The organism is Chryseobacterium rhizoplanae, assembly GCF_900182655.1.
GTDB lineage: Bacteria > Bacteroidota > Bacteroidia > Flavobacteriales > Weeksellaceae > Chryseobacterium > Chryseobacterium rhizoplanae.
Map to the genome: position 1 here is coordinate 140,036 of NZ_FXTC01000006.1, position 23,967 is coordinate 164,002.

The 23,967-nt window shown below is 36.7% G+C and carries 25 protein-coding genes and 1 riboswitch; of the genes, 14 read left to right on the top strand and 11 right to left on the bottom strand.

The window, feature by feature from the left end; all coding sequences use genetic code 11:
* Window positions 1–14: 14 nt before the first annotated feature.
* The 8 genes from FN817_RS14650 to FN817_RS14685 all read left to right on the top strand — a co-directional run bounded on the left by FN817_RS14650 (window position 15) and on the right by FN817_RS14685 (window position 7,258).
* Window positions 15–878: a DUF58 domain-containing protein gene (locus tag FN817_RS14650; RefSeq protein ID WP_142718608.1), complete on the top strand. Its 864-nt coding sequence runs from the start codon at window positions 15–17 to the stop codon at window positions 876–878.
* A 56-nt stretch (window positions 879–934) separates the two neighbouring features.
* Window positions 935–1,831, top strand: coding sequence for a BatD family protein (locus FN817_RS14655; RefSeq protein ID WP_052186255.1), 897 nt, complete (start codon window positions 935–937; stop codon window positions 1,829–1,831).
* The gene (locus tag FN817_RS14660) at window positions 1,824–2,816 is read left to right on the top strand and encodes a VWA domain-containing protein (RefSeq protein WP_142718609.1); all 993 of its coding nucleotides are present in this window, start codon (window positions 1,824–1,826) and stop codon (window positions 2,814–2,816) included. Before FN817_RS14655 ends, FN817_RS14660 begins: the two co-directional genes overlap by 8 nt.
* The gene (locus tag FN817_RS14665) at window positions 2,816–3,823 is read left to right on the top strand and encodes a vWA domain-containing protein (protein WP_142718610.1); all 1,008 of its coding nucleotides are present in this window, start codon (window positions 2,816–2,818) and stop codon (window positions 3,821–3,823) included. The genes FN817_RS14660 and FN817_RS14665 overlap by 1 nt, the downstream gene beginning before the upstream one ends.
* A gap of 99 nt (window positions 3,824–3,922) precedes the next feature.
* Complete coding sequence (locus FN817_RS14670; RefSeq protein ID WP_052186256.1) at window positions 3,923–4,666, top strand: tetratricopeptide repeat protein; 744 nt, start codon at window positions 3,923–3,925, stop codon at window positions 4,664–4,666.
* On the top strand, window positions 4,666–6,405 hold the full coding sequence (locus tag FN817_RS14675) for a BatD family protein (protein WP_142718611.1): 1,740 nt from the start codon (window positions 4,666–4,668) through the stop codon (window positions 6,403–6,405). The genes FN817_RS14670 and FN817_RS14675 overlap by 1 nt, the downstream gene beginning before the upstream one ends.
* Before the next feature lie 44 nt (window positions 6,406–6,449).
* Entirely contained in the window at window positions 6,450–7,052 is a 603-nt protein-coding gene (locus FN817_RS14680) for a MarC family protein (RefSeq protein WP_142718612.1), read from the top strand.
* Between the two features lie 5 nt (window positions 7,053–7,057).
* Window positions 7,058–7,258 carry a hypothetical protein gene (locus FN817_RS14685; protein ID WP_047421124.1) on the top strand — a complete coding sequence of 67 codons (201 nt, stop codon included), beginning with the start codon at window positions 7,058–7,060 and terminating at the stop codon, window positions 7,256–7,258.
* 374 nt (window positions 7,259–7,632) lie between these two features.
* Here FN817_RS14685 and FN817_RS14690 read toward each other — a convergent pair whose 3' ends face one another.
* From FN817_RS14690 to FN817_RS14710, 5 genes are all read right to left on the bottom strand, one after another.
* A complete protein-coding gene (locus FN817_RS14690; RefSeq protein ID WP_142718613.1) occupies window positions 7,633–8,601 on the bottom strand; it encodes a chorismate-binding protein in 969 nt (322 codons plus the stop codon).
* 155 nt (window positions 8,602–8,756) lie between these two features.
* A complete protein-coding gene (locus FN817_RS14695; RefSeq protein WP_047421127.1) occupies window positions 8,757–9,185 on the bottom strand; it encodes a PaaI family thioesterase in 429 nt (142 codons plus the stop codon).
* A gap of 60 nt (window positions 9,186–9,245) precedes the next feature.
* Complete coding sequence (locus FN817_RS14700; RefSeq protein WP_142718614.1) at window positions 9,246–9,839, bottom strand: 1-acyl-sn-glycerol-3-phosphate acyltransferase; 594 nt, start codon at window positions 9,837–9,839, stop codon at window positions 9,246–9,248.
* 316 nt (window positions 9,840–10,155) lie between these two features.
* Window positions 10,156–11,877 carry a PspC domain-containing protein gene (locus FN817_RS14705; RefSeq protein ID WP_142718615.1) on the bottom strand — a complete coding sequence of 574 codons (1,722 nt, stop codon included), beginning with the start codon at window positions 11,875–11,877 and terminating at the stop codon, window positions 10,156–10,158.
* Window positions 11,878–11,888: 11 nt separating this feature from the next.
* Window positions 11,889–12,218 (bottom strand): PadR family transcriptional regulator, encoded by a 330-nt coding sequence (locus FN817_RS14710; RefSeq protein ID WP_047421133.1) that lies wholly within the window; start codon window positions 12,216–12,218, stop codon window positions 11,889–11,891.
* 535 nt (window positions 12,219–12,753) lie between these two features.
* Between FN817_RS14710 and FN817_RS14715 the strand changes: the two genes are divergently transcribed.
* Window positions 12,754–13,455, top strand: a complete 702-nt coding sequence (locus FN817_RS14715; RefSeq protein ID WP_142718616.1) for an XAC2610-related protein — start codon at window positions 12,754–12,756, stop codon at window positions 13,453–13,455.
* Between the two features lies 1 nt (window position 13,456).
* Entirely contained in the window at window positions 13,457–14,047 is a 591-nt protein-coding gene (locus FN817_RS14720) for an HD domain-containing protein (RefSeq protein ID WP_142718617.1), read from the top strand.
* Window positions 14,048–14,103: 56 nt separating this feature from the next.
* Here the strand turns inward: FN817_RS14720 and FN817_RS14725 are convergent, their stop codons facing one another.
* Together FN817_RS14725 and FN817_RS14730 are read right to left on the bottom strand one after the other, a co-directional pair.
* Window positions 14,104–14,487 (bottom strand): acyl-CoA thioesterase, encoded by a 384-nt coding sequence (locus FN817_RS14725; protein WP_002977578.1) that lies wholly within the window; start codon window positions 14,485–14,487, stop codon window positions 14,104–14,106.
* Between the two features lie 118 nt (window positions 14,488–14,605).
* Window positions 14,606–14,785, bottom strand: a riboswitch (cobalamin riboswitch).
* A 33-nt stretch (window positions 14,786–14,818) separates the two neighbouring features.
* On the bottom strand, window positions 14,819–15,616 hold the full coding sequence (locus FN817_RS14730; RefSeq protein WP_228451572.1) for a hypothetical protein: 798 nt from the start codon (window positions 15,614–15,616) through the stop codon (window positions 14,819–14,821).
* Between the two features lie 258 nt (window positions 15,617–15,874).
* Here FN817_RS14730 and FN817_RS14735 point away from each other — a divergent pair, with 258 nt between their 5' ends.
* Window positions 15,875–16,963 carry a T9SS type A sorting domain-containing protein gene (locus tag FN817_RS14735; protein WP_142718618.1) on the top strand — a complete coding sequence of 363 codons (1,089 nt, stop codon included), beginning with the start codon at window positions 15,875–15,877 and terminating at the stop codon, window positions 16,961–16,963.
* A gap of 86 nt (window positions 16,964–17,049) precedes the next feature.
* Here FN817_RS14735 and FN817_RS14740 read toward each other — a convergent pair whose 3' ends face one another.
* Window positions 17,050–19,197, bottom strand: coding sequence for an endonuclease MutS2 (locus tag FN817_RS14740; RefSeq protein ID WP_142718619.1), 2,148 nt, complete (start codon window positions 19,195–19,197; stop codon window positions 17,050–17,052).
* A gap of 127 nt (window positions 19,198–19,324) precedes the next feature.
* On the opposite strand from FN817_RS14740, the gene FN817_RS14745 reads away from it, so the two are divergent.
* The 3 genes from FN817_RS14745 to FN817_RS14755 are packed head-to-tail and all read left to right on the top strand — an operon-like array spanning window position 19,325 to window position 21,575.
* On the top strand, window positions 19,325–19,846 hold the full coding sequence (locus tag FN817_RS14745; RefSeq protein WP_142718620.1) for a GNAT family N-acetyltransferase: 522 nt from the start codon (window positions 19,325–19,327) through the stop codon (window positions 19,844–19,846).
* Between the two features lie 46 nt (window positions 19,847–19,892).
* The gene (locus FN817_RS14750) at window positions 19,893–20,897 is read left to right on the top strand and encodes an acyltransferase family protein (protein WP_142718621.1); all 1,005 of its coding nucleotides are present in this window, start codon (window positions 19,893–19,895) and stop codon (window positions 20,895–20,897) included.
* Between the two features lie 36 nt (window positions 20,898–20,933).
* The gene (locus FN817_RS14755) at window positions 20,934–21,575 is read left to right on the top strand and encodes a uracil-DNA glycosylase (RefSeq protein ID WP_142718622.1); all 642 of its coding nucleotides are present in this window, start codon (window positions 20,934–20,936) and stop codon (window positions 21,573–21,575) included.
* Here FN817_RS14755 and FN817_RS14760 read toward each other — a convergent pair.
* From FN817_RS14760 to FN817_RS14770, 3 genes are all read right to left on the bottom strand, one after another.
* On the bottom strand, window positions 21,562–22,071 hold the full coding sequence (locus tag FN817_RS14760; RefSeq protein ID WP_142718623.1) for a hypothetical protein: 510 nt from the start codon (window positions 22,069–22,071) through the stop codon (window positions 21,562–21,564). The genes FN817_RS14755 and FN817_RS14760 overlap by 14 nt on opposite strands.
* Window positions 22,072–22,088: 17 nt before the next feature.
* A complete protein-coding gene (locus FN817_RS14765; protein ID WP_047421150.1) occupies window positions 22,089–22,580 on the bottom strand; it encodes a DUF456 domain-containing protein in 492 nt (163 codons plus the stop codon).
* 76 nt (window positions 22,581–22,656) lie between these two features.
* Window positions 22,657–23,844 carry a carboxypeptidase-like regulatory domain-containing protein gene (locus FN817_RS14770; RefSeq protein WP_228451573.1) on the bottom strand — a complete coding sequence of 396 codons (1,188 nt, stop codon included), beginning with the start codon at window positions 23,842–23,844 and terminating at the stop codon, window positions 22,657–22,659.
* Between the last annotated feature and the right edge of the window lie 123 nt (window positions 23,845–23,967).

Sequence of the window (23,967 nt, forward strand, 5' to 3'; positions counted from 1 at the left end):
CCTTGAATTCGTCTATGCAGATAAAAGATATTGTAAAAAAAGTAAAGCAGATTGAAATCCGTACCAGAAAAAAGACGGAGGCTGCTTTGATGGGGCAATATCACAGCGCTTTTAAAGGGCAGGGGATGACCTTCTCTGAAGTCCGCCCTTACCAGTTTGGAGATGAGATCAGAAGAATCGACTGGAATAAAACCGCAAGATTCCGTGAACCATTCGTAAAAGTAATGGAGGAAGAAAGGGAGTTGACCATGATGATTCTTGTTGATATTTCCGCTTCCATGGATTACGGTACAAAAGTTCAGCTGAAAAGAGAATATGTAGCCGAAATAGCAGCAAGCTTAGGATTTTCAGCAGCCGGAAACAATGATAAAGTAGGATTGATCCTGTTTGCAGATAAAGTATATAAAGTAATTCCTCCTCAAAAAGGAAGAAAACATATTCTTTCCATAATCAGTAATATTCTGACTGCAGATTATGTTCCTGCAGAATCTAAAATAGATAAAGCGATGGAGTATATGATGGGAATTTTCAAAAGGAAATCGCTGGTTTTTCTGTTTTCAGACTTTGAAGATGATTATGATTCCAAAATGCTGAGAGTGGCTTCAAAGAAACACCAGCTGTTGGGAATGAGGATTTTTGATGAAAAAGATAATGAAATTCCTGACGTAGGATATGCTCTTCTGCACGATGTGGAAACAGGAAAGGAGATATGGGCCAATACTTCCAGTGCAAGATGGCGGTATACCTTTGCAGAAGCTCAAAAACAAAAACTGAGAGCTTTGGAAGAAGACTTTGCCAGCAGTTCTGCAAGTTTTATGAACATCAATACCGGCTCAGATTATTCAAAATTGTTGTATAATTATTTTCAGAAAAAATAACACCGGGTTCAGCCCGTAACTAAAAACATGAGGCGCTTGCCTTTATTATTTTAACATTGAGAAAAATACTTTTAATATTATCTTTTCTGATCTGTGCGAATGCTTTTTCACAGATATTATCCTCTAACGTAGAAAAGAAAACCCTAGCTCTTGGAGAAACCAATCATATCACCATAAAGATTGATAACCTTAATGAGCAGCAGGTAACTTCCGCTCCGAAAAATGAATTGCTCCCTTTTCACTTTGAAGAAATCAAAGACAGCATCGGACAGACTGCCAATTCCTACGAAAGAAAGATTGAATTTGCCGTTTTTGATGAAGGAAAATTCACCATTCCGGAACTGGAATTCAAAGTAGGGGATAAAGTACTTAAAACCATTCCTTATGAAATAGATGTCATTAATACGGCTCAAAAGGCAGATCAGATCAATGATATCATGAAGAATAAACAGGTGAAACTGGAAGCTAAAGATTATTGGGAGCTTTACAAGTTTTATATTCTGGCAGCATTGGCAGGTATTGCTATAATCATTGCAATTATTATGATTGTAAAATGGGGAAGGAAATCAAAAAGTTCTCCTGTTGTTGCCACCAACCAGACGTTGAAAGAACTGGACTCTCTTAAAAAGAAAAAATATATTGAAGGTGGAAATTTCCGTTCATTCTATGTTGAACTGATCGATATTTCCAGAACATTCATTACCAAACAATACCACCTTCCTGCAGATGTTCTTCTTACAGATGACCTTATTGATGTCATGAAAAAGAACAATACAATTTCGCAGGACAATGAAAAAATAATAGAAGATGTATTCCTGAGAGGAGATCTGGTGAAATTTGCCAAAACCTTTCCTGATCAGAATACAATGGAGACCGATTTTGCCAATATCAGAGATTTTGTGAAAAGATCATCTAAAGATTTAGAATTCGAAAACTTAAGAAAGGATGTTTAATTTTGAGTTTTACAGCCCGTGGTTCTTATTGCTTTTTCTGCTGTTTATCCCGCTCTTTATTAAAGATGCCGGAAAACGGAAAAGAAAAGGTATAAAAGTGCCTACCATAAAAAATATGGATCACAGCGATGGAATCCGGGGCGTCCTTTTTTTCCTGAAAATTTCAAAGTATATCATTCTTACTGCTTTGATCATTGCTATGGCCAGACCGAGAACATTTACGATTTCTCAGGACAGGGATGATACAAAGGGAGTAGATATTATGCTGTCCATTGACGTTTCATTAAGTATGCTTGCAAAAGATCTGAATCCCGACAGAATTACAGCATTGAAAGATATCGCTGTGAAATTTGTCCAGAAACGTCCCAATGACAGAATAGGAGTTGTAGCCTATGCTGCTGAAGCTTTCACGAAAGTTCCTGTGACTTCAGACCATCAGGTGGTTATTGATGAAATTAAAAACCTGAATTCTGCGGGCCTTGAACCAGGTACAGCCATTGGAGAAGGTCTTTCTGTTGCAGTGAATCATTTGGTTAAAAGCAAAGCCAAAAGTAAGGTGGTCATCCTGATGACGGATGGGGTAAGCAATATTCAGAATGCTATTCCTCCGCAGGTTGCTGCTGAACTGGCAAAAAATAATAATATAAAGGTATATGCAATCGGAATCGGGACCAATGGGTATGCTCTGATGCCTACATCACAGGACATTTTTGGAGATCTTATCTTTACGGAAACCGAAGTGACCATTGATGAAAATACCTTGAAAGAAATTGCACAGACTACGGGAGGAAAATATTTCCGGGCAACCTCAAACAGTAGTCTTGAAGAAGTATATGATGAGATCAACCAACTGGAAAAATCGGATGTGAAAGTTTCCAAACTGTACAATTATGAAGAATATTTCAAGATATTTCTTTGGATTGCTTTAGGAATGTTGGTATTTGACGCATTATTGAGATGGGTGTTTTATAAAATTTTAAGCTGATGAGTTGGTCTTTAGGAAATTATTGGTATTTATTTTTACTGTTGCTTCTGCCGCTGTTAGCTACCTTTTTGATCCGTTTTTTAAAATGGCGAAAAACGAGAAGGGAAATTTTTGCAGCCAACCAGTTTCATGATAACTTATTTGAAAAGAGATCAGGATTTACGAAGTTTTTTCCTGCATTATATTTATTAGGAACATTGTTTCTGATATTTTCCATCATTGATCTTTTAAATGGTTCAGAAGAGGTGAAAAGTACTCAGAAACTCAACAATGTGATCTTCATGCTGGATGTATCCAACTCTATGAATGCTGAAGATATAGACCCAAGCCGTCTTACAGAAGCTAAGAACCTGATGACGGCCACGATGAAGAAAATGAATAATGATAAGGTAGGTATCGTCATCTTTGCCGGGCACGCAATGTCCATCATGCCTCTTACCACAGATTATAATTCTGCAGAGACTTATATCAGCGGGATTGAAACCAATTCTATGCAGATTCAGGGGACAGATTTTCTGAAAGGGATGCAGGCTGCCGTAGATAAATTTAAAAATGTAAGCAAAGGATCCAGAAAAGTAATCCTGCTGAGTGATGGTGAAGATAACGAAGGAAATGATAATGCTGCGATAAGACTGGCGAATAAAGAAGGAATTAGCATTACTTCCGTAGGAATCGGTACGGATGAAGGTGCTCCGGTTCCGGAATATGTATTCGGACAGCTGATGGGGTACAAAACAGATGTGAACGGAGGCACAGTTATTTCAAAGAGACAGACCGAAGCCTTAAAGAAAATGGCAGAATCTACAGACGGAACTTATATTGACGGTAATAATATCAATGAAGCGCCGGACAGAATTGTTGATGCAGTCAATAAAAAGTCTGCAGGCGCTGAAACTATGGTGAAATCACAGAATGCCATTCATTATTATCAATATTTCCTTGCAGTATCTATTCTGTTTTTCTTTTTAATTTATATTTTTAATCCTAAAAAGGATTTTAATGTGTAGATTTCCCTTATTTATAGAAGAAATTCTACAAGTACTTTAACCGAATTTTAACAAATAAAACTCTGTTTCTTAACATATAAAGGAATAATTTTGCAAGTGATGAATACTAAAATCATATTTTTATCGTTTATTGTTGTCATCTCATTCTCAGGCTTGTTGTTTGGGCAGGAAAGCTACAGGAATTTGGTTCATGAAGGCAATCAGAAATTTGACGGTAAAGATTATGACGGAGCCTCTTCAAAATATATGGAAGCCATAAAATCCAATGATAAAGATTTTACTGCTCATTATAATATGGGGAATGCACTCTATAAAAGTAAAAAATACGAAGAGGCAAAAACGGAGTTTGAAAAAGCAGAGAAACTTTCACAAACACTTCCTGATAAAACTGCCGCTCTTCATAATTTAGGGAATGCTTATATGCAGATGAACCAGCCGGAAAAAGCTGCTGATTTTTATAAGAAAGCTTTAAAGCAGGATCCCTACAGTGAGGTAACCAGAAAAAATTATGAGATTGCCAAGCTGAAAGAGAAAGAAAAAGAACAACAAAAGAACCAGGAGAACAACTCAGGAAAAGGCGGCGGCGGAAATGATCAGAACAAAGGTGACGATCAGAAAGGCGACAAAGACAAAAAACAGGATCAGGGAAATGGCCCGCAAAACGAAGGTAAAAGCGACCAAGGTGATAATCCTAAGCAGAATCAGAATAATGAAGGCAGAATGCCTAAGAATCTTGAAAATGCGATCTTAGATAAAATAAACGAAAAAGAAAAAGAAACCGCCAGAAGAATTTTAAACAAAAATTCTTATTCGATGCCTGAAAGCAACGAGAAAGATTGGTGATGCAGCACAAATTGATTTACATATTGCTTACCCTCGCATCCGTAATTACTTACGGACAGGTAAATCTTACTCTGGATGCTGATAAATCTGAGTATGGAGGGAAAGATATTGTAAACCTTACCATTGTTCTTGAACTTAACGGAAGTGACCTTGTACAGCAGACAGGTTTCCAGCTTCCGGATCTTTCAAAGTTTAATATCATAGGAAGCGGATCTGTTACCAATACCGTGATTGATCCTGCGACCAATACTTTAATTACCCAAAAAGTATCCAGAATTGCCCTTGAACCTAAGAAAAAAGGAAAAATAAAGATTGGTTCAGTTCTGGTTACAGTAAACAACAGAATCTATAAAACAGAACCTTTCGACGTCAATATCCGTGATATTGTTGACAGAAGATCATTAGCGGCCAATACATCCAATGATGTCTATCTGAATATGGAAATTGATGACCGGGAAGTCTATCAGGATCAGCCTACAGTAGCTGTTCTTAGAGTATACTCAAGAAATATGGATAACCTTAGAAAGGTGAAGAATATCCATCTTCCACAGCAGGATAATATCAATGTACATCCTATTAATTTTGATAAATCTGAGATAGATCCGTCCGGATATGGAAATATGCCTTCGCAGGTGCTGGCTATGTTTATGGTATTTCCTAATGAAGCCGGATATGTGGAAGTTCCAGGGGTATCAGCTTCTGTAAGTACTTATTCCAATAAAACCAAGATTGTTTCCAATAAAGTAAAAATTAATGTAAGGAAGCTTCCGGAAGGAGCACCTGAGTGTTTTAAAAATGCTGTCGGAAACTTTAATGTCAACGTATATAATGCTTCCAAAGAAAAACCGGAAGCCAAGAAACCACTGAATGTTGTTGTGAAGGTTTCAGGAGAAGGAAATTTGCCGGACATGCAACTTCCTAAAATTGCAGCATCGCCGGATTATGAAATCTTTCCTCCGAAAATAACCTCCAAAGTTTCTCCGGGAACTACAGGAATGAAGGGTGAGATTCTGGCAAATTATGTCATTATTCCAAAAAAATCAGGGGCAATCTCTATTAAAACTGAACAATTTGCTTTCTTTGATCCTGAAAACAAAGAATATGTAGATCTGGGACAAAAAACACTGGATCTGAATGCCTTTTCTCACGATCAGATCCTGGAAGCCCGCTCTACGGTAGAAAAGGTAAATGAGTATACCAATAACCTTCTGGAAACGGTGAATACTCCGGTTTTAAAAACGACTTCATTTAAAGTAAAAGAAAAAAGTAAATTCCACTGGAATATCCTTTTAACAAATATTGCCATTTTAATAAGCTTATTTGTTGCTTATCTGTTATTTAAAAATTGGCAAAAAAAACGTACATTAGTTAGGGAAAGTGTACCGTCAAAACCTTTAGGTTCAGTGGCTGAAACAGAAAAAGAGATCAGAGAATTGCTGAAGACAGATATCAATGATTACTTCGGATACCTGGAAAATCTTAAAGATAACGGTGAGTACGAAAAGTTCTTTACAACACTGGAGGAATTGGATCAGGAAGTGAGAAGTCAGTATTTCCAAGGCTCTGCAGCAGAGTTTAAGACTTTTCTTGAAAAACACAAAGGCGCTTCAGTTGCAGAAGACTACAACAAATTGCAGCAGAGAGTTCAGATGGAAAAATATAATCCTGTGAAATCTGCTGATGCACTTGAAGAACTTTTGAAAACAATTGTTAATTTGTATTCACAAATTAGCAAATAGTCAGTTTATTTTCATATTTTTGCGAAATTTTTAATTACAAAGAGATGGAAATTCTTGATGGTTTCTCTTTTAAAGAGGTCGTTACCAGCTTTATGGTTCTTTTTGCCGTTATCGATATTATCGGCTCGGTTCCCATTATCGTAAGTCTTCAGCAGAAGTTTGGACAGATTGAGGCTGGAAGGGCTGCACTTACTGCCGGTGCTATTATGATTGTTTTCCTTTTCGTAGGAAATAAGATTCTTAAGCTTATTGGAGTAGACGTAAATTCTTTTGCCATTGCCGGTGCTTTTGTGATTTTTGTCATAGCCCTGGAAATGATTTTAGGAATTGAAATCAATAAAACAACTGAAGCAAAGGCCGCATCTATTGTACCCATCGCATTTCCGCTGGTTGCTGGAGCTGGAACGTTAACTACAGCACTGTCCCTGAGAGCTGAATTTCATGATATTAATATTATCCTCGGAATTGTTCTTAATACAATTTTCGTATATTTGGTGCTGAAATCAGCGAAATGGTTGGAGAGAAAAATTGGGGACGCTACTTTGATGATCCTTCAGAAAGTTTTCGGAATTATCCTTTTGGCAATTTCAATTAAATTATTCACCGCAAATTTTGCCCAGTTGGTGCAGAATTATATTAATTTTTAAGAGTCATGAAGAAGTTTTATAAAGTATTTTTAGTACTGTTTATTGTATTCATCGCCATCAATCTTTATGCGATCAACTGGCAGACAACAGATATCTTAGGAGATGAAGATAACGTAAGATTTGTATTTTCAGCATCAGCAGCTGCAATAGGTCTTATCCTGCTTTTTGTAATGGATACCTGGAGCAGAATCGGTGTAAAGAAATAAATTGAATCTTTTCAATATAGATACAGACCTCTTTCTTTTTGAAGGAGGTTTTTGTATTTTTATTAGGTAGCAGAGATTAGGTTATAGGTTGTAGGTGGCGGGTAGCAGGGAATTGTTGCCATTAGATTTCAATACTGTTTTTTGGATCAATAGGAGCGGGCTTTAGCCCGTTTTCACATTATATACCATTCCATTGGCTTTAGCCAAAACATAATTCCAACGCAATATTCGCAAAGCTTTAATGAATAGCATTGGAGTCGTTAGCAAGGGCGTTACACTTAGCAAAGAAAAATATACTCAACATCTCTGTGAGAATTTGTGAAATATTTGGTTAAATAATAAGATATTGTGCTGAATGTCTCTTTTTTTATCCTCTAAGAAATCACCAGGTTTTTTAATATAGCTTCAGACTTCAGTTCTGTTTCGGTCCATTCTTTTTCAGGATTGCTTTGCGCTGTGATTCCCCCTCCTGCAAAAATATGTACAGCGTTTTTATAAAGCCTTGCACAACGTAGATTTACAAAATACAGAATACTCTCTTCAGTTTCGATTTTAATATAGCCGGCATAGAATTCGCGTGGAAATTTTTCGTATTTACGAATGTTTTCATTGCAGAAATCTTTAGGAATTCCACAGACAGCCGGAGTGGGGTGCAGATCCTGAATGAGTTTATCAAGATCCTCCGGTTTGATTGTAGTTTTAAAATCCGTTCTCAGATGTTTTATATTACCGGAAATATGATCATAGGTTTCCGATTGATTTACATTGTCAGAATAATTTTTAAGAATACCCTGAATATAAGTAGTAACGGGTTTTTGTTCTTCAATTTCTTTTTCAGACCATTCTTCAGATACCGGAAGAGTGCCTGCTAAAGCCATAGTTTCAAACTGATGGGTAGATTTATTGAATTTCCCTAATAGCTCGGAAAAAGCACCCATCCAGGCATTTTCTCCGTTATTAAAAAGATACCTGAAAGCATTTGGGTAAGATTTGCAGAGGTTTTTAAAGCTCTCTTTATAATTGATGGTATTAAAATCCGTAAAGATCTTTCTTCTTGAATAAACAAGTTTGGGAAGATTGTTTTCTTTGATTACTTCAATCACTTCCTGTAATGTTTGACAATATTCTTTCTTTGTTTCAGCAATAGAATTTGTTGGACCATTGATCAATCCTTCGTTTGTGATTGAAGTATGGGCAAATTCTTCAGAATTAACTTCCACAATATTTCCATGGAAGCTGATCTGCTCTGAACCATTGTAGGAATGAAAATTGACTGCATTTTTTATGTTTTTTTCATCGGCAGACAGTAGTCTTTCGTCGAAAGGAAGTTTGAAATAAATCATGAGTTATGAAGGAATTTTGAAAATCAACGACCGGAAATACTAACGAATTTCCGGAGTAATTTTCCTTTATGCAAAGGTATTACTAGTCTTAAAAATGTCAAAATAAAAAGAGCTTAAATTTACTTTAAGCTCTTTATTTTTTATGCTGTGGTAACTTATCTGTTAATGATATTATTAGTCATCGTAGTATGATTGATCAAAACCCCTTTTTCGTCACGGATTTCAATTTCTGAAACGTGCATGGTTTTTCCTTTTCTGATAAAGCGTGCTGTAGCAGTTACAATTCCGTCCTTTTTGCTTCTTAAATGATTGGAATTGATATTGGTTCCTACTCCGTAATATTTTTCACCATCGATAAATATATTGGACAGGCTTGACCCTAAAGTTTCAGCCAAAACACAGCTTGCTCCTCCGTGCATGATCCCAAACGGCTGGTGAGTTCTCGGAAGAACAGGCATCGTGGCGGTAAGGGTTTCATTTTCGAGATCAATATCAATGAATTTTATTTCAAGGGTTTTTGCAAGCGTTACATCACCCCAGTTATTGATGAATTCTAATATTTCTTCTTTTGTCTGACCTTTCATTTCTTATAATTGATTTAATTTGCATCTGGCATCTGGCATCTGGCATCTGGCATCTGGCAACTAATTCTGTTCAGTTCCTGTTCCCATAATATTGGGATTCCAGTTTTCCGGAACTTTTGGGACAATATCGTTTTTCACATAATAGTCCTGAATTTCCTGCATGATTTCTGAAAAAGGGACGGATGCTATTCTTTCATACGGAATGGTATACCCCAGATAAACAATATTTCTTTTGAAATCACCTGCGGCCAGTACGATAGGAACTTTTGCGGCTAATGCCATATGATAAAATCCTTTTCTCCATTTCGGAACCCAGCTTCTGGTTCCTTCCGGGGTAATAACAAGACTGAAATCTTCTTTAGCAAACTGTTTGGCTACGAAATTAACCAGGTCATTTTTCTGGCTTCTGTCGATCCCGATACCTCCAAGTCCTTTTACAAGGCTTCCGTACCAGGCTTTGGTGTGGGCATCTTTAATAATGATTTTTAAAGGCTTTTCCAGGGACCAATAGGCGAAATTTCCTAAAATGTATTCCATATTATGGGTGTGCGGTGCCACCACAAGGATACACCTGTTCAGGTTGTTGACATCGCCCTGCAGAACGACCTTCCAGCCTAATATTTTTAACATTGCTTTGCCTATCAGCTTTTTCATAGATTTCTTGAATTAAAAACAAAAAAGTATAACCAAATTTTGGTTATACTTTACAAATATATTGAAATATTATCGCTCTTAAAACAAACCGCTAATTAAATCTACGATTTTCATTACGAATTCCATTGCAAATTGTATCATGATAAGGCTGTGTTTTTGGTTGATTGGTTATTAAATTTTAGCTCTACGAAATTAAAACTTTTTTTTTACATAAGAAACTAAATATAGCTTTATTTTCACTTTTCTGAGAGAAGAAGGGTGTGAATTTCAAACGGTTGCCATCCACCCACACCTTCTAACCACTCTCTGAAGTTAATTATTTAGTTTGTATGGAAATTTCGTTTTTTCCGTCTTTGATCTTGATGTCCATATCTTTATTTGATTTTTTGATATTGGACACTGCAGAATCAATTACTTTCTTTGCCTGGTTGTTCGGAACTTTTTTACCGTTTACGATGATACTGTCCTGATCATCAGAGTTGTACTCAATGCTGGAACCGTTTACCGTGATTTTGTTTTTTTCAATTCTAACACCGTTATGGTCTTCATCCCCGTCCTGATCTTCATCATTGATGCCGTCTCCGTCTAAATCTCCATCTATATGGATACCGTCTTTTTTCATAGAGATAACAACTGTTTTTTGCGGAACTACAAGTTCATAATTCAGGCTATAATCTCTGAATCTGTGTTCATATGGATATTTGATATAGTTTGGAAGAAGTATTTTATTGTTTACAACTTCTACAGGAACTGTCATCTGGATTGGGAAATTATATCCTTTTCCTTCTTTTTTGATGATCAGATAAGGTGTTTTAATATCTGGCTTTCTTGTTACATCTACTGAGATATAATCTTCTTCGAAAACTGTTCTTTTGTCAGAATAAATATCATTGTTGTAAGCTTTGAAGTTCTGAGGAATGTTGATCTGCTTTACATCTACATATACTGTATCTGAAGGAGTGTTGATGGCCACATTCTCTACATCTTCCTTACTTCCTCTGTAGATCATGTCTTTTTTAGCCATGCTGATGCCGAAGTAAGTTGCTAGACCAATCAGAATAAGGAAAAGACCACCTACAACCCATCCGATATTTCTCAGTTTTGTTTTCGGAGAGAAAATCTTGATACTTAATAAGCTGAAAAGGATTGCCGGAATTAAGCTTCCGATGACCATCATGGCTGCCAATACTTTATCAAGTCCCTGGTCATCCATATAGAATCTGATTTCATTGGCTCCTGGGAAATCTGTATCCATCCCGAAAAGACCGAATAGTACAAATACTCCAATGATACTACTTACAGCCATTAATACGAAGAATCCTCCTACGATATACTTGAATACATTCCAGACTCCACTTCCTGCGTTATTGATGTAAGGTTTGTTTTCGTTGTATATTTCTCCGACCCTCTGAGTAGATTCATTGGCAAACTGAACCAATTTATTAGACTCATTCTTAAGATTGTCGAAGTTCATAGGCTTTCCCTGCATTTTCAGGAAATCTGCCGCTGTTTCAGCTTTTGGAAGTACGATCCAAAGGATTACATATAAAAGACCGATCAATGAAGAAGAGATGGCTGCGGTGAAAATTCCTAAGACGAAAATTCCCAGCCAGATGGCTCTCATGGTAGTAATGTCCATTCCTACATATTGAGCTAACCCTGCACAAACCCCTGCTACTTTTTGTTTTTCCGGATCACGGAACAGTTGTTTTTTATCAGTATAATTGTTTCCTGAATAGTTCTTTCTGGTAGATGTTTTTTCAGAAAAATAAGCTTCCTCCTGTTCTTCAATTTTTTCCGGGCTTCCGATCTGTGCGATTACCTTTTCTACATCGGTATCGTTGATCACTTCGCGTTTTCCCAGGGAGTCTTTGAAGATCTCCACCATTCTTATTTCTATGTCATGCATTACCTCATCAGCTTCAGAAGCATCCAGTGAGCTTCTCAGAGCGTTCAGGTAATCGCTGAGCTTTATATATGCGTGTTCTTCTATTGTAAAAGAAAAACCTGCGAGTCCTATTGAGAGTGTCTTGTTCATAGCTTTGTTTTTTAATTTTGTTGAGTGATGTGGTTTACTGAGGCTGTCAGCTCATTCCATGTGTTTTGAAGTTCATCCAGGAAAAGTTTTCCTTTTTCTGTGATCTGGTAATATTTTCTGGGTGGCCCTCCTGTAGATTCTTCCCATCTGTAAGAGAGAAATTCTCCGTTTTTAAGTCTTGTAAGAAGAGGGTAGAGGGTTCCTTCCACTACATCCAGTTTTCCTTTTTTCAGTTCGTCAATAAGATCAGAAACATACATTTCGCGATTATTGATGAGACTTAGAATACAGAATTCCAGAATTCCTTTTCGCATTTGCGCTTTGGTATTTTCGGTATTCATCTTTGATAAGTTTTGTTAATTAGTTATATAATTTTCGAAGTTCGGAACCTAGCTAGTTGTACCTATTTCGATTTTACATTACAAAGATATGTAAATAAAATGGTATTATGCAATACAAAGTAGTGAAATTTTTAAAATAAATATTATAAATTACTGATAATCAGATTTATAATTTTATGTCATAATTTTTATGAAAACGAATTTGAGTGGAAAAATCTAAAAAATGTTTAAATTTTAAATGGAATTGAAAGAAATAGGGTGGAAAAAACATCATTTATTAATTATTGCGTATTACCGATTACTCATATCATAGCCCCGATAGCAGCGGTTACCCCACAGCAGATGGGGCTTCGGGGTGGCGCGAGGAGTATGAGCGTATAGCGGGAAACAGCTTCTATCACTAAATACTCTTTTATGTAAAAGCTGTTAAATTGTTTCAGATCCTTACAGATAATAAGGCCGGGATTTTGAGATCGGTATTATGATTCGTATTTTTGTTAGGAAAAAAAAACACCTAAATCTATTTACTATTACCATGAATCTATTAAATACATATAAGCATTTATCGGCTTTTGTTTTACTTGGGCCTTTATGTTTTGGGCAATATCAGTTTGAGGTTAAAAATGCGTCAAAGAATTACGATGTAATCATCCAGGTAGAAAATTGCTCTGATGGACGATGCAGCGGCAAAGGTACCGTAGAATTGTTTGATCATAAAAATACAAAGGTACAGACTTTTGCATCGGATGATCTGGTATTGGAAATAGATCAGGCTGGGCAACCGAAACCAGGAAAAATGATTCAGCTGACGAATAAGCAGAACTCTGTAATCATCAATGATTTTAATTTTGACGGAACGGATGATGTGGCGGTAAGAAACGGAAATATGGGAAACTACAGTGCTGCTTCCTATGATGTTTATGTATTCAACAGTACCAGAATGGCTTTTGTGAAGAGTAAAGAACTTACGGATCTTGCGTCCAGTTCCCTTGATATTTTTGATGTTGATGTGAAACGTAAACGCCTGGTCTCCTACGGAAAGTCCGGGTGCTGCGATATTTTTACCACTGAATATGCCGTTATTCCGAATAAAGGACTGGATAAAGTCTTTGAAAAGGAAGAGGATATGAACACTGAAGGTCAGGTAAAAGTAATAACCAGAGAAAAGATCAATAATAAATGGATTACCAAAACAAAGGTATATCCGGCAGATCAATATAACAGAAATAAAAAGTAAGATGAAAATTCAGAAAGAAATCGACTTTATCCTGGCAGTGGATGCCTTGAAAAATGTACAGCGAAGGAATTATAATGCTGATGATTCCCGAAGAGAGAACACGGCAGAACACTCCTGGCAGATTATTATTCTGGCTCAGGTGCTTTTTCCGTATGCTAAAAACCGCGCGGATATTGATCTGTTGAGAGTAATAAGAATGCTTTCTATTCATGATCTGGTGGAAATAGAAGCTGGTGATACCTTTATTTTTGATGAAAAAGCAATGGTAGGAAAGTTTGAGAGAGAGAAAGCATCTGCCCAAAAGATATTTGGAATCCTGGATGAACCTTTGCGTACAGAGTTTTTCAATCTGTGGCTTGAGTTTGAAGAGGAGAAAACCCCTGATGCTATTTTTGCGTGTGGGATTGACAGAATTATGCCGTTTATCTTAAATTCTCATACTTCAGGAAAAAGCTGGACGGAAGCCGGAGTAACAGAAAGACAAATCCGGAATATGCTTGAAAATGCTATCAACAGGGCTTCGGATGAAATGGGAGAGGCTTTTGAACTGCTGCTAAATAGAAGTCTGGAAACGGAAAAGGTGGTGAAATAGATTAAAGAACATAGAATAATTTTCGGGCGGCCTCTGGCCGCCCGAAAATTTATCATTTATAGTATCTGGATTGGTTTCTTGAATTCGTCAATCGCTACAAAAGTAAAATCACCTACAATGGCTTTCTCTCTTTCATAGGAATACATCTGCTCGGTATAGATCTCAACGTTTACTTTCATACTGGTTTTTCCCACGTACGAAACTTTCCCGATCAGTTCTACAATTGTTCCGGCAGGAATAGGTTTTTTGAAATCGATCTTGTCACTGCTTACCGTTACCACTCTTTTTCTGGCAAATCGGGTGGCTGTAATAAAAGCTACTTCGTCCATCAGCTGCATGGCCGTACCACCAAAAAGGGTATCGTAATGATTGGTTGTGTTAGGGAAAACCGCTTTAAAGATTCTGGTTTCGGATGCTTCAATTCTTTCTTCTGTAGTCATATATCATTATTAATTAAAGCGAAATGAAAACGATATTAAAACAACAGAATAATGACAGGAACTTAGAGAACCCCTGAAACAATCCATCAGATCAATACAACTTCAAATCGCGAAAGTTATTTGTTTAAAGAAATAGGCAGGTCTCCTGACTTGTAACATCTTTTATCTCCTTCCCATGCCTCGCACAGTGGATCTTTGATAAAGATTTCAGTTACTTACAGTTGCGCGACAGTCCGTGATTTTCACACGGTTCCCTTTTAATCTGCAGTGATGCAGAACCAATTTCTGTGATGAATAAGCGTTAAAACTTTTCGGGGCAAAAATAATGAATTTATTCCGGATTATGGTAAATAATCTGGCTGATTACTCTTCCTTTCTTGATCGTCCACAGTGTGGTGTATCTGTTTTCTCCTGAACCGTTTATCATGTATAAGAAAATATTGTCGGTATCCAGGGACGTTACGCCAATGTTCTCAAAATCCATGGTAGGCTGGAACATATTTTTGATGGCTTCTCTTACGAAGACAGAACCTCTTCCGGGCTGTTGTACTCTGATTGATTTGATTTCGGTCATTCCTTCAGGAAGATCATTTCCGATTCCCCAGGGCTTTACTTTATCGATGGTCAGAAGTTTTCCTTCAGCATCTTTTTCTTTCTTACGATAGCCTGCGTTGGAAGGGTAGATGTCAATTACTACTTTGCTTCTTTGGGCAGTAGGGACTTTAGGATCAGAATTATCTGTAAAAATAAGTGACTTTCCGTTTTTGGATTTGGAAGGAGTATAGGCTGGAAGCTGATCAATATAAGCAATACGCTCTTTGTTAACCATTCCTTCTTTATCAAGAGTTTCATAGCGTACAAATGGTTTGTCTTCATCCTGTTTTTCAGGATATTTGATCCAGATCCATTCTGTTTCTCCGGGAGCAGGCTTTACATAAACAAATACATCTCCTTTACGCATACGGATCTTGTCTACAATTTTCCTGTAATTGTCTTTATGAACCCGTACATTGGCATATCCTTCTTCAGCTTTTACCACTCCGAAAGGAACTTTATTCTGCCCCTTTACAAAGGCTAAAGAAAAAATACTCAAGGCCGATACATAGAATGCTTTGTTTATGAAAGTCATTATGAAATTTTTTTGATCCCCAAATATATAAATTAAATGCTTTTCGGAAGATAATTATACAGGTGCAGTTCTTTAAAATCTTGTATTTGTTTCAAACAATAATAAGAAAGAGCTTTTGGCAGTGATATTCTGTTGAATGGATATGTTTTTTACGTGTATAATTTAAAAGTATTAAAAAAATACAATAATATCTGGTGTAAATATTAAGTATATTCTATAAAATCCCTATTTTTCAAGAGAATTTTAAAACTAATAAACATGACAAAAAAACTACTTTATGTATTCTCTTTTATTTTGGGGATTTCCAGCTTTCAGGCAGAAAACAAAATAGAAGCAGGATCAGAATCTTTATTTTATTGTGATACGAACGTTCTCACCGGTGTTCAGATGTCCAATATAACCCTTACCTCCGGAACTGTCACATGGACCGCTGATCCGGATACCCCGAATAATTTCATCAGATACAGAATACCCGGAACTACTACCTGGATGATAGCTACTCCTACACCGGGGCAAAATTCATTTACTATTACGAATCTGCAGCCTTGTACAGTTTATGAAGTGCAGGTAGCAAAAATATGCACTACCCAGGGAATGTGGTCGAACCCTATATTTTTTACAACAACACTGAATTACTGTTCAAGTGCCTCTACAGATACCAGTATGATGCATATCTCCAACGTTACAGTAACTTCTTCCGGAGTAGCATTTCCAATGATAAGCGATTCCGGCGCTTCCAATTACACAGATTACAGAAGTGATCTGAGCCGTAGGGTAAAGCTTTATATAGGAAGTACAGGAAATAAACTTTCAGTAGCCAATACATGGACCGGTACTCCGGGTACAACAACTGTAACAGCATGGATAGATCTCAATGCCAACGGAATTTTCGAATCTACAGAAAGAGTTATGGTGGCCAATAATATCACTCAGGCTGCTCCGGCAGTGTCTGTTTTTACGATTCCAAGTCTGGCAGCATTGATACCTTGTGGCGTAACCATGAGGGTTGTTACAAATCAAACGATGCCTGCAGATGCCTGTAGTACATTTACCTATGGAGAAGTTGAAGATTATGGAGTGGACTTGATAAATTTAACACTTGGAGTGAAAGAATCAGGGAAGTCTGTAAAACCGGAAATTTATCCTAATCCGGCATCCGATGTTTTAAATATCTCCGGGATTTCAGAAGCAACGGATTATAAAATTTATAACGTATTGGGGCAGAAATCAGGTGAAGGAAAAGTTTCTGATCATAAAGTAAACCTTAGTCATTTATCCGAAGGAATTTATTTTATTCAATTGAAAGATAAAAACAGTGCAATCCGGTTAAAATTCATTAAGAAATAAGAAACAAAAAAAGAGAGAGTACCTTTTTGGTGCTCTCTCTTAGTATTTGCGTAAATGAGTTTAAAAATGAACTCATTTAAGATTAATTAAATTCTCTCAAGTTCATCCGCATTAATCGTTGTCTTGAAGGTTCCATAGTTGACAATTACCTTGTTTCTGGAAATCTTTTCAATGGTTCCCACACTGGTACTTCCCGTAATACGAACACGTTGTCCGATTTTCATCCAAATAGCACGGTCGCTTTTACGCTGTTCTTCCAGTTTTTCATTGGTTTCTGCAATTTTTTCAATCACTTCCTCCTTTTTCAGCTGTTGCGTGATTTTTCTTTTAACAACCTGCAGACGTTTTGTTTCATCCTTATCATGCCCTAATTTCCTGAATTTCTCCTGCTCAAGAAGTTTTACAAAGTCTTTTACAACATCCTTTCTGGATTTTCCTTTTGTATAACTGTCGATGAATGTTTCAATCTTATTCCCGAACTGAAGCTTACGGTGTTCCTCTTCATATAATTTCTGGAAATTGAACAGTTTCTGCTGAAGCTGATCATTCAGTTTCTGAAGATTGTCACGCTTATCTTCTACAGACTCTTTTCTTTCCGCAAGATCGGATTTCAGTTTTTCAACTTCAAATTTCTCCTGCTGCAGCTTTACAATAGTCTTGTCGAGATTAACGATATCGTGCTCCACCTTTTTCTTGGCAGAATGAATTATAAATCTTGGAATTTTATTTTTTTCCGCAACTTCAAAGGTAAATGAACTTCCTGCCTGGCCTACTTCCAGTTTATACATCGGCTCCAGTGTTTCTTCATTGAAGAGCATGGCTGCATTCTGGGCATTGGGAAGCTGTTCTATCACCAGCTTAATATTGGTGTAGTGAGTGGTAATAATCGCGAAACTCTTTTTGTCATAGAAAAACTCCATGAAACTCTCTGCCAGAGCACCTCCAAGTTCAGGGTCAGAACCGGTACCGAATTCATCAATCAACAGAAGTGTATTCGCATCAGCCTCACGGATAATTCCGGACATTTTCTTCAATCTTGATGAATAGGTCGATAGGTGGTTTTCAATGGATTGATTATCACCAATGTCAGTCATAATTTTTTCAAAGAAAAACATTTCAGATTTGGGATGAACCGGAACCAGAATACCACTCTGGATCATCAGCTGCAATAGTCCTACTGTTTTCAGGGTAATGGATTTTCCACCGGCATTAGGCCCGGAAATACAAATGATTCTGTTATGTTCCGTTAAAGCAAGAGTCTGAGGGTGAATCGTTTTATTCTCTACTTTATTTCTCAGCCATAATAAAGGATGGTAGGCATCTTTAAGTTTCAATGTCTTGTGACGGTTGATCTTTGGAAGAATTCCGTTCACCAAATCAGCAAACTTAGCTTTCGCTCTTGTAAGGTCAAGATCAAAAATATACACCTGATATCTCCATAGCTGAGGTTGAAACTCTGCCAGTTCTGCGGTAAGCTGTCGGAGAACTTTGTCGATTTCTTTTTTCTCTTCCTCTTCACTTTCACGAAGCTTGAAGTAATGCTTTACAACACTGTCCGGCTGGATGTAAGTAATGGAGCCTGTTTTGGAAATTCCCAGCGTTCTTCCGGGTACTCTTTTTTTGAATCCTGATTTTACAGCCAGAACCCTTTGGTCATCAATAATGGTTTCCCGTATGTCATCCAAAAAGTCACTCTGTCCATACGTGGTAAGTGCTCGGTTGAAATTTTCCTGGATCGCTTTTTTGGCAAGCTGAATTTCAGTTCTTATGCCTTTCAAAGCAGGGGAAGCTTCATTTTTTACCTCACCAAAACGGTTAAAAACCTTATCTACTTTATCAATGATCTCTTTTCTGAATTCCAGTACAGAAACCTCATCTAATAAAGTAGGAAATGTTTCCGGCATGGTAGGAAAGAACTTCTGCAGTTTTCCGATCTGTTCCGTGATGGTTTTTATTTTGATGAAAGCAGCATTTTCCAAACGGTAGTTTTCAATCAGCATCAATTTCAGCTCACTTTCAATATCTTCATATTCATCAAACGGAATCGCATTTGAACTTTCAAAACTCGACAGATATTCCGACGTTTTTTTTAACGAAAGTTCCGCCTCGTCTATTTCCATTGGGCGAAGTTGAAGAATTTTTTCTCTTGTTTTCGGAGAATACGCAAATGGGGAGATTTCCGCGAGCAATTGCGGAAACTCTAATTCGTCTAAATCTTCTTTATCTATATACACAGTGCAAATTTAGTGAGAATTTTGATTATTACGTATATCTGAGAGATTTACAGAATAAATTAACTGGAGATTTAAAATTTTTAACGCTAAAAATAAACCAATGATATTCTTTTATTACATTTGATCTATGAAACTGGAGACCCAAAGATTATTACTGAGAGATATCAACGAAAGTTATGTTGATGATATTTTGCGAATCCGAAGCAATGAGGTGATCAATCAGTTCGTCAAAAGAAAATCTCCTAAAAATAATTACGATGCACTCCAGTTTATTCTGACAATTAAAGAAAGAACTCAAAATAACAAGACCATCTATTTGGGAATTTCTTTAAAGGATCAGCCGAATCTTATCGGTACAATCTGTTTGTGGAATTTTTCTGAAGACCGGAAAACAGCAGAAGTTGGCTATGAATTGCTGCCGGAATATCACAGGCAGGGAATCATGTCTGAAGCATTGAAAGCGGTTTTGGATTTTGGTTTTAATGAATTGAATTTAGAAGAAATTCTGGCTATTACCAATAAATTAAATGAAAATTCAAAAGGGATTCTTTTAAAACATGATTTTATTTTGCTGGAGGGAAAGAAAGATGAAGGTTTTCCGGATAACATTATTTTTAGTCTGAAAAGACTCTCTGCTGGCCATCATTAGAAATCCAAAAGGTTTTCTCTATCTTTATCGCTGATTGAAATTGCATATGAAAAATGAAATAAAATCTTTAACGGGACTTAGAGGGATTGTTGCATTATGGGTTGCGTTTTTTCATTTTAGCTTTTTTAGGAATGAATTCATTCAGGATATAGTAGGGAAGGGATATGTGGCAGTGGATATCTTTTTTGTATTAAGTGCTTTTTTACTCACTGTTTCTTATGCGGAGAAATTTAAAGAACTGAATTATAAAGTAATAGAGGCTTTTTATAAAAAAAGGATCAATAGAATTTATCCTGTATACATTATATCAGTCATTTTTATTGTTTTGTTTTTAGAGAAAAGTACTATCAGCGGATTCTTTATAAATGCCACATTATTACAATGTTTTTTTAATCCTGATTATCTGCTGAATGTTGTTTACTGGTCACTCAGTACAGAATGGGTTTGCTATTTAATTTTTCCTTTTATGCTGTGGCTTATCCTGCATTATAAGATACGAAGCGAAGTTTTAATTATTGCAAGCTTGATTTTGAGATTTGTACTTCCTTATTTACCCGGCAATTTGTACATAGGTTCTGAACACCCCATGGAAGTAGGAGAATCACCAAGATATCTTGATCTTCCTTATGGTCTTGTTTCTTTGTTAAGAACAGTTTCCTCTTATTTTCTTGGAATTGGAGTTGCTCTTTTGCCACAATCTAAAATGAAAAAAGAAAACCTCATTATTTATATCATTCTTATCTTGTTTGTATCCATGTTGTTTGTGGAAAAAGGACTATTGTTTATTCCTTTGTTGTCAGCATTTATGATAAAATATCTGTATGAAGGGAAGCAAAACTATGTAAAAACATTTTTGGAAACCCAACCAGTTTATTTCCTGGGAAATATCTCTTATTCATTATATATTATCCATTATATTGTAAAGAAGCAGGATTTCGCTGTTGTCAGTAATTATCATCTTAATAATCTTTTATTAATATCTTTTTCGTTGCTGCTGTCTTATATTTCTTATATGCTGATCGAAAGAAAACTGAAGATATTTAAAGTATAATATAGACTCTTATTTTAATATTATTATTTTTGCAATATGACGTGGACAGAAATTTTAGCCCCAATAAAGAGTACAGAATACTTTACAACCCTTTGGGAGAAAGTAAAGAATGAATATGCAACCACTAAAGTTTTTCCACCGAAGAATCAGATTTTCAGAGCGCTGGAGCTGACGGCTTTTGATGATATTGAGGTGGTTATTATCGGGCAGGATCCTTACCATAATGATTTTCAGGCCAATGGTTTATGTTTTTCTGTTTCTGAACAGGTTGCCGCACCGCCATCACTTAAGAATATTTTTATTGAGTTAAAAGATGATTTAGGAGTGGTAAGAACTTCCAAAGAACTGGATGACTGGGGAAAGCAAGGGGTTTTACTTTTGAATGCAACGTTAACGGTTCGCGCTCATTCTCCCAATTCCCATAAAGATCTGGGGTGGGAAAAATTCACGAACTTTATTATTAAAGAAATTTCAGACAAAAAAGAGAATGTAGTATTTGTTTTGTGGGGCGCTTTTGCACAAAAAAAAGCCGAACTCATAGATCCGGCTAAGCATTTTATTCTGAAATCGGCACACCCTTCACCATTTTCCGTGTATAGAGGTTTTTTTGGAAGCAAGCCTTTCTCAAAAATTAATGAGTATCTTGTTTCCAAAGGGAAGAAGCCTATTTCCTGGTAGAATCAGTTGATGGATTTACCTTTTTTATTGTAATCCCGATTTTATACTTTCCTGTCAGTGCTTTTGTACCATCCTGAGATTTTGGGGATGGGGAAACATCTTGTAGTGTAAGAATATATCCATTAAATTCTGCCGACTGGTGGTAATCTCTTCCCGGATAATCTGCGCTGGCCAGGTTCAGGATCATTGGTCGTGTAGAAGTTCCCATTACTTCCACCTGGGCAAGAGCAACGCCGGCCCAGATACAATTGGCTCCTTCAGGACAGCGGCTGTCTTCAGAAACCCCTTTGAACGTCACATTCATCTGGTATTCTCTTAAGAACTTATTTTCTCCTTCGTTAAGATAGAGAATGCCATCCTGTTGATTATTTGTACTTGTCGTTTTTGTGCTTGCTGGCATTTCAGTAGCTTTTGTGTTCATCTTAGATTTCTTTTGGGCATCGCATCCGGTTAATGCAAATATTCCCAGACTGAGTATGATAACTTTATGGAACATAGTTTCTTATATTTTAATTAAATAACGTTAAACATATTAAGAAGTACTACCAAAAACATTGCCACTCCCACCACAAAACTGAATCCAGTTCCGTAAATGAATCCAATAAGTGCTCCTTTGGTAGATTGTAAAGCTTTATTCATATCCTTACTGTCATGAAGTAATTCCCCAATAAATACCCCTGCAAACATTCCGATAAGGAAGCCTAAGGGAATCGGAATAAATATACCAACAATGGTTCCTATAACAGACCCGATGCTTCCCCAGCGCGTACCTCCGTATTTTCTGTTGGTTTTTGCAGGAATGACATAACTTAACACTACAGATGCTGCAGTAAGAATCCCGAAAGCCCAGATATAGATCATGGGAAGATCCGCATCCGTCCCGAATTTATAAATCAAAAGCCCGCAGATGCTTAATAAAAGCCCTGGTAAAACAGGAAGAAATGTTCCCAATATTCCTATAAACAGGAGAATAAGGCAGAAAATATTAATAATTGTTGTATCCATTCTTTGAAATATAGATGCAATATAAAAAAAGTGGCCTTATAAAAGACCACCTTGAGAACTGAGTTATAAAATTTTATTACAAATTTAAGATTACGTATTGCAGAATCGGTCCTGCTTTACCGATATTTCCACTTGCGTGGTTATGGAATGTGGTATAGTAGATATTTCCGCTGCTGGAATTTCCGGAACAAGGTCCCATGGTATCTCCATGTGCCTGATGTGCGTTCCAGGCATTCTGATTAATGGTAATAGTGATATTATTCCCGCTTGCTGTATGATGGCAGATCGTGATATGATTATTGTTTAAAGAAGTTCCTACAGGAGTTAGCGGAGCAGAAGGGTTCGTATAATGTCCTGTTCTTATCATTAGTGGCTCGTTACCTTTCTGTACAAGAACATCCCAGAATGCAGGATCATAGTTCTGAATTTTCTCCCATGAACCCATATCATAGTCAATATCTAATGTATTAAACCCTAATGCGGTTGCCAATGAAGCATTTGAAACACTGCACCCGGTGTAAGCACCTGAAGCTCCAATGTCTTTCAGGCAAAGAAGGTTATCATTGATAAAACCTCCGGGTGCATTACAGCTTACCGTATTTGTATTTCCCCCTACCAGATAAGCGGATGCCCAGTCTGAGCTGTAAAGACTTCCGCCATTGCTTACAAAAGTAGAAAGATTGGAGTATACATTATTGTCATTGCTTGGCGATGAAGTGCCCGTTTGGGCGTAAGTGCGGGATCCGCAGTTCAGGAAAATAATATCATACTGGGAAATAGTATTGATGTTTTTTAAATCCTGATAAGTAATTTCAGTAGCTGTATATCCAAGAGAACTTATAATCGCTTCAATTTCATCATAACTTCCTTTTATATAAGCCATTTTTGCAATTTGATCCAACTTTGAGTCCGTTGCGGCTACAGTAATCGTTTCGTTCTTTTTAATCGTAACCGGAACTTCGGATCTGAAGTTTTTACCGTCACCGGTCTGAATGTGAAGCGTTGTACTGCCTTCAGGAGCTGTCAAACTGAAGCTGCCATCTGCACCGGAATACGTATGGTAGATATTGCTCTGGCTGTCGGTAGTGAATACAAGAGCGCCTCCAACTGGTTGGGTCCCGTTTTTTGCGAATACTTTACCTTCCACTTTTCCTGTGGCAACTACTTTAGTAGGATTTTCTTCAGGAGTAACAGAGTCTTCTCCTTTACAATTAACTAGAAGCACAAGGCTGCATAGCATAATCAACAGGTAATTTTGTTTCATATTTAATTGATTTTTATGGGGTTAGTTTTAATCAAATTTAATAATTTTTTAATATTTAAACATTAAATGTGTAATTTATTTTAATATTTTTTATTTAAAATTGTTATTTGTAGTTAATTTTTC